7 protein-coding genes, 1 tRNA gene and 1 pseudogene are annotated in these 7831 nt (G+C 65.7%); 2 read left to right on the top strand and 7 right to left on the bottom strand.

Annotated features, from left to right (window positions below):
* Together AC1DY5_RS33860 and AC1DY5_RS33855 are read left to right on the top strand one after the other, a co-directional pair.
* Positions 1 to 601: pseudogene (locus tag AC1DY5_RS33860) on the top strand (Heme peroxidase); the annotation flags it as partial.
* Positions 602 to 723: 122 nt separating this feature from the next.
* Positions 724 to 924: a helix-turn-helix transcriptional regulator gene (locus AC1DY5_RS33855; protein ID WP_478118650.1), complete on the top strand. Its 201-nt coding sequence runs from the start codon at positions 724 to 726 to the stop codon at positions 922 to 924.
* On the opposite strand, the gene AC1DY5_RS33850 is transcribed toward AC1DY5_RS33855, so the two are convergent.
* From AC1DY5_RS33850 to cysS, 7 genes are all read right to left on the bottom strand, one after another.
* Positions 881 to 2143, bottom strand: coding sequence for a tyrosine-type recombinase/integrase (locus tag AC1DY5_RS33850; protein WP_478118648.1), 1263 nt, complete (start codon positions 2141 to 2143; stop codon positions 881 to 883). The genes AC1DY5_RS33855 and AC1DY5_RS33850 overlap by 44 nt on opposite strands.
* A 168-nt stretch (positions 2144 to 2311) precedes the next feature.
* A tRNA-Ser gene (locus AC1DY5_RS33845) sits at positions 2312 to 2404 on the bottom strand.
* 22 nt (positions 2405 to 2426) lie between these two features.
* On the bottom strand, positions 2427 to 3695 hold the full coding sequence (locus tag AC1DY5_RS33840; RefSeq protein ID WP_478118646.1) for an aspartate kinase: 1269 nt from the start codon (positions 3693 to 3695) through the stop codon (positions 2427 to 2429).
* Positions 3696 to 3800: 105 nt separating this feature from the next.
* On the bottom strand, positions 3801 to 4754 hold the full coding sequence (tilS, locus tag AC1DY5_RS33835) for a tRNA lysidine(34) synthetase TilS (protein WP_478118644.1): 954 nt from the start codon (positions 4752 to 4754) through the stop codon (positions 3801 to 3803).
* A 46-nt stretch (positions 4755 to 4800) separates the two neighbouring features.
* Entirely contained in the window at positions 4801 to 5781 is a 981-nt protein-coding gene (locus AC1DY5_RS33830; protein WP_478118642.1) for an acetyl-CoA carboxylase carboxyltransferase subunit alpha, read from the bottom strand.
* 16 nt (positions 5782 to 5797) lie between these two features.
* Positions 5798 to 6451, bottom strand: coding sequence for a DNA-3-methyladenine glycosylase family protein (locus tag AC1DY5_RS33825; RefSeq protein ID WP_478118641.1), 654 nt, complete (start codon positions 6449 to 6451; stop codon positions 5798 to 5800).
* Between the two features lie 17 nt (positions 6452 to 6468).
* Positions 6469 to 7831 (bottom strand): cysteine--tRNA ligase (gene cysS / locus AC1DY5_RS33820; RefSeq protein WP_478118639.1); only part of this gene is annotated, 1363 nt, incomplete at its 5' end.

The following is a 7831-nucleotide window of genomic DNA, read 5'->3' as shown; positions in this document are numbered from 1 at the left end:
GAACAAGCGCACCATCGAGAGCCTGCAGGACGCCGTCGACACCGCCCTGGCCAACGCGAAGATTGCGGCCGACGCGGTCGCCCAGGACATGCGCGCGAAGCTGGCCGTCTACAAGGACACCGCCAAGGACCACCKTTTCCTGTTCGCTGACATTCAGCCGCTGATCCAGAAGCCGCTCGACGACTTCCTGATGGTTGTGCGCGCCCGCATCGCCGAGCATGCCGCGAAGGAAGCGAAGCGCCTCGAAGACGAGCGTGAGCGCATTCGCAAGGAAGAAGCCGAGAAGGCAGCAGCCGCGGCGCCCGTGGTCGCAGCCGCACCAGTTGCTGCACCAGCTGCAGCGCCCTCTCCCGCTCCGGCCTTGGTCCACATGCCCGTGCGCGCTGCCGCGAACGAGCCGGCCAGCAAGCCCACGCTCACGCTCGGCCAGATCGGCACGCGCCTGGGCTTTGCGCTGACGGCCGCGTTCATCGGTGAACTGGGCTTCGCGCCGGCCGGCCGTGAGCGCGCCGCAGTGCTCTACCACGAGTCCGACTTCGCCCTCATCTGCGCGGCCCTGGTCGATCACATCCAAAGCATCCAGACGCTGCAAGCGGCCTGACCCTTTCACCCACCCTCGGATCAGAACCCCGAAATGAAGATCGAATGCAAGCACCCGTCGCTGCACATCGCGCCCGCCGACGCCATCAACGAAGCCCGAAAAATGGGCCTGGGGAAAGCACCATGAAACTACTGCGCCTGCCCGAGGTGTCCGAGCGCGTGCGCCGCGGCAAATCGACCATCTACAGCGAGATCAAGAAGGGCGCGTTCCCTGCGCCGGTCAAGCAAGGCGGTGGCAACTTTTGGCTCGAAACCGAGATCGACGCCTACCTGCAGAGCCTCATCTCTGCGCGTCCAGCCAGTCAGCCCACTTCTGCATCATGAGCACGCGATCGTCCCAGTACTCGGCGCGGTTGTACGCGCCGCGCAGCCTGGCGTCGATCTCGTGCGAAAGCTGCTTCTCGATGAACCGCGTGTCCACCTTCAGCCGCTCATCCAGCACGGTGCGCGCCATGGCGCGGAAGCCGTGCGGCGTATGCCTCCCCTCATAGCCGCAAGAGTTCAGCCGGCCCGATAGAGTTCCTTCGGAGATCGGCTGCCCGTACCTGCGGCCGGGGAAAAGCCAACCCTCATTGCCCACCACGCCCTGGTGCTGACGAAGCAGCGTCACGACCTGCGTTGCGAGCGGCACCCAGTGCTCCTCCCTGCCCTTCATCCGCTCGGCCGGGATGGTCCACAGGGCGTTGTCGAGATCGAACTCCTGCCAGGTGGCCTCTCGGATCTCGGTTGGCCGCTGCCATACGTAGGCGGAAAACAGCAGTCCGGCCCGCACCACCCAGTTCTCCGTCGACCGTAGCGCCACCATCAGCGCCGGCACCTGAGCTGCCTCGGTCACCGCCGGGAAGCTGCGCGTCTTGCGCGTCTTGAAGCTGCGCAGCGTCCCCATCGGCACCGGCGAGGTCAGCAACTGCGGTCGCTTCTCGTCGTCGATGCCAAACTCGAACAGCTCGCGCAGCCACATGCGGATGCGGCGCACCATCTCGAAGGCGCCGCGCTCTTCGACCTTGCGCAGGATCTCGACGATTTCGGCGCGCGTCACCGCGTGCGGCGCCTTCGCGCCGAGCTTCGTGAACACGTCCTTTTTCAGCGCCGCCTCGATGTTCCCGCGATAGACCGCGCTCGCGTCGGCCTTGGTGGTGGCCATCCAGTCGTCGAACATCGTGCGCAGGGTGTCCGTCGACTCTGCTGCTGTGCGCACCTGCTTCTCTGCGGCGCGCTTCTCAGCGGGGTCTTGGCCGGCAGCCAGAGCGCGCCTTGCTTCCTCTGCCTTGTCTCGCGCGGCCGCGAGCGTCAGGGTGGGCCAGCGCCCGAGCGTGTGATCGGTTCGCTTCGTGATGTTCGAGTAGCGAAGGATCCAGGCGGAATGACCGTTCGGGTGAACCACCAGCATCAGGCCGTCACCGTCGCCAATGCGGCGCGGCTTTTGTGTCTCGGCGGCCTGCTTGATGGCTTCGGCCAGGCGCGACTTGAGAGCCAGTGCGGAGAGGGTGTGTCTGGGCATGCGGCGGTTTTTACCACAGCGATTCTGGCGGCCCGTTACCACACCCCATCCCACTTACCACCCCGATTACCACCTTTCGTCGTCGGAATGCGATGGAAACCATTGGAAAAACTTTGACGATCCAAGAGGCCAAACCAAAGAAAAAGCCCCGTAAATCAACGACTTACGGGGCTTTTTTCAGAAGGCCTTGGACAAGTCCAAAACCTGTATTGGCGGAACCGGAGGGATTCGAACCCTCGATGAGGCTCTACACCCCATACTCCCTTAGCAGGGGAGCACCTTCGGCCACTCGGTCACAGTTCCTGAGCCATGGATTATGCCACGTTCAAGCGCTCGGTTGATCGAGATCGAAGGCTTTGTGCAGCGCGCGGACCGCGAGTTCCATGTACTTCTCGTCGATCACGACCGAGGTCTTGATCTCGCTGGTCGAAATCATCTGGATGTTGATGCCCTCCTCGCTCAGCACGCGGAACATCTTGCTGGCCACGCCGACGTGGCTGCGCATGCCGATGCCGACGATGCTGACCTTGCAGATCTTGGTGTCGCCGACGATGTCGGCCGCGCCCAGCGTCGGCAGCACCTTGGCCTTGAGGAGGTCGACCGCGCGGGCGTAGTCGTTGCGGTGCACCGTGAAGCTGAAATCGGTGCGCCCATCCTTGCTCAGGTTCTGGATGATCACATCGACTTCGATGTTGGCGTCGGCGATGGCGCCGAGGATGTGATACGCGATGCCCGGTTTGTCGGGCACACCCAGCACGGAAATCTTGGYTTCGTCGCGGTTGAACGCAATGCCGGATACGACGGCTTGTTCCATGTTTTCGTCTTCCTCGAAAGTGATCAGCGTGCCTGACTTGGCTTCTTCGTTGATGTCGATGTCCCACGGCGTGAAGCTCGAAAGCACACGCAGCGGCACCTTGTACTTGCCGGCGAACTCGACCGAGCGGATCTGCAGCACCTTGGAGCCCAGGCTCGCCATTTCGAGCATCTCCTCGAAACTCACGGTCGCCAGGCGGCGCGCGTCAGGCTCGACCCGCGGATCGGTGGTGTAGACGCCGTCGACGTCGGTGTAGATGAGGCATTCATGCGCCTTCATCGCAGCGGCGATGGCCACCGCCGAGGTGTCGCTGCCGCCGCGGCCGAGCGTGGTGATGTTGCCGGCGTCGTCGACACCTTGGAAGCCGGTGATCACGACCACGCGCCCAGCATCGAGGTCGGCGCGCACGCGCTCGTCGTCGATGCTCTCGATGCGCGCCTTGGTGTAGGCGCTGTCGGTCTTGACTTGGACCTGCCAGCCCGCGTAGCTCACGGCCTGCAGGCCCTCGGCCTGCAGCGCGATGGCCAGCAGCGCCGACGAAGCCTGCTCGCCGGTCGAGGCCAGCATGTCGAGTTCGCGGTTGTGGTCGTCGTCGGGCGTGCCGGAGGCGAGTTCCTTGGCGAGYCCGAGCAGGCGGTTGGTCTCGCCGCTCATGGCGCTCGGGACCACGACCATCTGGTGGCCGGCGCGTGCCCACTTGGCAACGCGTTTGGCGACATTCCGGATGCGCTCGGTCGAGCCCATCGACGTGCCGCCGTATTTATGAACGATCAATGCCATGGGTGAAAGTCAAAGAGAAAATTCGGATGCCGCAAGGCCGGCCACTGCTGGTCATTGCTGATACTCGTTCGCCCGCCGGGCCGAAATCAGCGCGAGGGCTGCGGGCTACGACAAGGGCGAAGCATTGTACCAACGCAGCACCGGCCCCTCTCGCTCGACCCGCCCGGCCGCGATCTTCAGGCGGATATGGTGGCCGCGCGTGCTGCAGGCCGCGATCTGGGCCAGCAGCTCCTGCAGCTGCGCTTCGCTCGGCACCGCGCCGTGATCACGCTTCAGCCAATGGCGCAAGGCGTTGGCGAGCCGCTCGGGCGACAGCGCGCGCAGCACTGCCAGCGCCGGCGGCGAACCCGCTGCCGAAAGATCCTCGGCGGCGACCTCGGCCAGCAAGGCCGAAGCCCGGGCCGCATTGCGCGCCGAACGGGCGAAGGTCTCCCGGAACTGCGGCATTGCCAGCCCGAGCGCCGGCATCACCTGCAGACGGATGCGGTTGCGCGTATAGCGCAGTTCGGCGTTGGTCGGATCATCGACGTAGGCCACGGCGCTCGCCGCCAGCCACCCGCGCAGCGCTTCGGCATGCACCTCCAGCAGCGGCCGATGGAAACTCACGCCGTGGCGCGCGATCTGCCGCGGCATCCCCGCCAGCCCATCGAGGCCGGCGCCGCGGCTCAGCGCGATCAGCATCGTCTCCACCTGGTCATCGGCATGCTGGGCCAGCGCGACGTGCCGAATCCCGTGGGCCAGCGCCAGCGCCGCCAAGGAGGCGTAGCGGGCGCGGCGGGCCATGTCCTCGGGGCTCTCGCCCGGCGCATGGCGGGCATCGACACGGCCCGAATGCAGGGGCACGCCGAGCGCGGCGCAGGCGGCGGCGCAGTGGGCTTCGAAATCATCGGCCGCCTGCTGCAGCCCGTGGTGCACGTGCAGCGCATGCACCTGCCCTGGCCAGCGGGCGGCGGCGGCGTGCAGCAGCGCGGTCGAATCGGCGCCGCCGCTGAACGCGATACCCAGCGGCAAGGGAGCCGCAGCCCAGGACGCGAGTGCTTGGGCTGCCGGGTTTTCCATGGAAGCTGAGCGAGCGCGGGGCCGGAAGCTCCGGCCGTCCCGCGCCCTACTTGCTGCTGTCGGCCTTGGTGTCGGCGAAGCGGCCGTAGCTCTGCAGCCGTTCGTAGCGGCGGTTCAGCAGGTCCTTGGTTGACAGGTCGCCGACCTGGCGGAAGGCATCGTTGAGCGCCCGCTTGAGGAACGCCGCCATCTGCCGGTGGTCGCGGTGGGCGCCGCCGACCGGCTCGTTGACGATCTTGTCGACCAGGCCGAGCGCCTTGAGGCGGTGCGCCGTGATGCCCAGCGCGTCGGCCGCTTCCTGGGCCTTGTCGCTGGTCTTCCAGAGGATCGAGGCGCAGCCTTCGGGGCTGATCACGGAATAGATCGAGTACTGCAGCATCACCAGCTGGTCGCCGACCGAGATGGCAAGCGCGCCGCCGGAGCCGCCCTCGCCGATGATCGTGACGATGATCGGCACCTCGAGCTGCGCCATCTCGAAGATGTTGCGGCCGATGGCTTCCGACTGGCCGCGCTCCTCGGCGTCGATGCCCGGATAGGCACCGGGCGTGTCGACGAAGGTGAACACCGGGAGCTTGAACTTCTCGGCCGTCTTCATGAGCCTGAGCGCCTTGCGGTAGCCCTCGGGCTTGCTCATGCCGAAGTTGCGCGCCGTGCGCTCCTTGGTGTCGCGGCCCTTCTGGTGGCCCAGCACCATGCACGACGTGCCGTTGAAGCGCGCCAGGCCGCCGACGATCGACAGATCGTCGGCGAAGTGGCGGTCGCCGTGCAGTTCGACGAAATCCGTGAAGATCTCGTTGACGTAGTCGAGGGTATATGGGCGCTCCGGATGCCGGGCGATCTTGGTGATCTGCCAGGGCGTCAGGTCGCTGTAGATGTCCTTGGTGAGCTGCAGGCTCTTCTTGCCCAGCTGATCGATTTCTTCCGAAATGTCGACCGCCGATTCGGTCTGCACATAGCGCAGTTCTTCGATCTTGCTTTCGAGCTCGGCCACGGGCTGCTCAAAGTCGAGAAAGGTTCGTTTCGCCAACGTCTTCTCCTGTTTTTCAATATGCGACCGGTAGCGGGTCGAGCGATCGCCAAATATACCAAGTCGCGACGCTGCAATACGGCGCCCAGGCGACCGCCACCTCGCGGGCGTCGCTGCGGCTGACCGGATCACCGGAAAAATAGTTCTGGCTGATGCCGGTGATCAGGCCCGGATCGTCCAGCGGCAGCACGTTGGGCCGCATCAGGTGGAAGATCAGGAACATTTCGGCGGTCCAGCGTGAGATACCGCGGATCGCGACCAGTTCCGCGATGATCATCTCGTCGGACATGTTCTCCCAGGCGCTGACATGCACCGCGCCCGAGTCGAAATGGATCGCCAGGTCGACCAGGTATTCGACCTTGCGCACTGACAGGCCGGCGGCGCGCATGTCGTCGACCTTGAGCTTCAGCACGCTGGCCGGCGTCAGCTTGCGCGGCAGCTCGAGGAAGCGGCTCCACACCGTCTGCGCCGCCTTGACCGAGATCTGCTGGCCGACGATGCTGCGGGCAAGCGTCGTGAAGGCGTCGCCGCGGGACTCCAGGCGAACGTCGCCGAAGCGCGGGATCAGCCGCTTCATCACGCGGTCCTTCTTGGCCAAATGCCGGCAGGCCTCCTCCCAGTAGTCGGGCGTGAAAACCTGGACGATCGGTTCCCTGGCGGCGGCGGCCATGGGGCGGGCAGCGCCGCTCACTGTGCCGAAGTCCAGGTGGTGCCGGTCGCCGAGTCCTTCAGCACGATGCCCTGGGCCAGCAGCTCGCTGCGGATGCGGTCGGCCTTGGCGAAGTCCTTCGCCGCCTTGGCCTCGGCACGCTGCTGGATCAGGGCCTGGATGGTCACGTCGTCGAGCGTGCTGCCGGCCTGCAGGAAAGCTTGCGGGTCGGACTGCAGCAGGTTCAGGCAGCCGGCCAGTGCTTTCAGCAGTCCCGCGGTCTCGCGCGACTGGGTGCGGTTGACTTCCCCGGCCAGGTCGAACAGCACTGCCACCGCCTCGGGGGTGCCGAAGTCCTCGTCCATGGCCGCCTTGAAACGCGCGGCATGGGCGTTGTTCCAGTCGATCGCCAGCGGCGCCGCCGGCACCAGGGCGAGCGCGTTGTAGAGCCGGCGCAGCGAGTTGCGGGCGTCGTTCAGGTGCACGTCGCTGTAGTTGAGCGGGCTTCGGTAGTGCGCCCGGACGACGAAGAAGCGGATGGTCTCGGCGTCGAACTGCTTCAGCACGTCGCGGATCAGGAAGAAGTTGCCCAGGCTCTTGGACATCTTCTCGTCGTCGATGTTGATGAAGCCGTTGTGCATCCAGGTGCGGGCCAGCGGCTTGCCATTGGCGCCCTCGCTCTGGGCGATCTCGTTCTCGTGGTGCGGGAACTGCAGGTCGGCGCCGCCGCCGTGGATGTCCAGCGTCTCGCCGAGCAGCTGGCAGGCCATTGCCGAGCACTCGATATGCCAGCCGGGCCGGCCGGCGCCGAATTCGCTCGGCCACTTGACCTCCTCGGGTTCGGTGGCCTTGGCGCTCTTCCAGAGCACCGGGTCGAGCGGGTCGTCCTTGCCGTCGAGCACGGCCACGCGCTCGCCTGCATGCAGTTCGTCGAGCGTCTTGCCGCTCAGTTTGCCGTAGCCCGGGAACTTGCGCACCGCGAAGTTGACGTCACCGTTGGGCGAGCGGTAGGCCAGGCCGTTGTGCTCGAGCGTGGAGATCATCGACAGCATCTGCGGAATGAACTCCGTCGCCCGCGGCTCGTGTGTAGGCCGTTCGATTCCGAGCGCGTCGGCATCCTCATGCAGGGCGTCGATCATGCGATCGGTCAGGGCCCGGATACTCTCGCCGTTCTCGACCGCCCGGCGGATGATCTTGTCGTCGATGTCGGTGATGTTGCGCACGTAGTCGACCGCCAGGCCCGATGCCTTGAGCCAGCGCTGCACCACGTCGAAGGCAATCATCGAGCGCGCGTGGCCCAGGTGGCAGTAGTCGTAGACCGTCATGCCGCACACGTACATGCGCACCCTGCCAGGTTGCAGTGGGGAAAATTCCTCCAGTTCACGCGACAGCGTGTTGTAG

The sequence above is a fragment of the Variovorax sp. P4_D9 genome (assembly GCF_056401695.1).
Note: the sequence above shows the minus strand (reverse complement) of the source record. Positions and strands in the feature narration are given on the sequence as shown.

Bases quoted from the DNA above. Each gene is read 5' to 3' on its own strand.
- AC1DY5_RS33855 (WP_478118650.1), top strand. From the start codon at position 724: ATGAAACTACTGCGCCTGCCCGAGGTGTCCGAGCGCGTGCGCCGCGGC.
- AC1DY5_RS33825 (WP_478118641.1), bottom strand. From the start codon at position 6,451: ATGGCCGCCGCCGCCAGGGAACCGATCGTCCAGGTTTTCACGCCCGAC.
- tilS (WP_478118644.1), bottom strand. From the start codon at position 4,754: ATGGAAAACCCGGCAGCCCAAGCACTCGCGTCCTGGGCTGCGGCTCCC.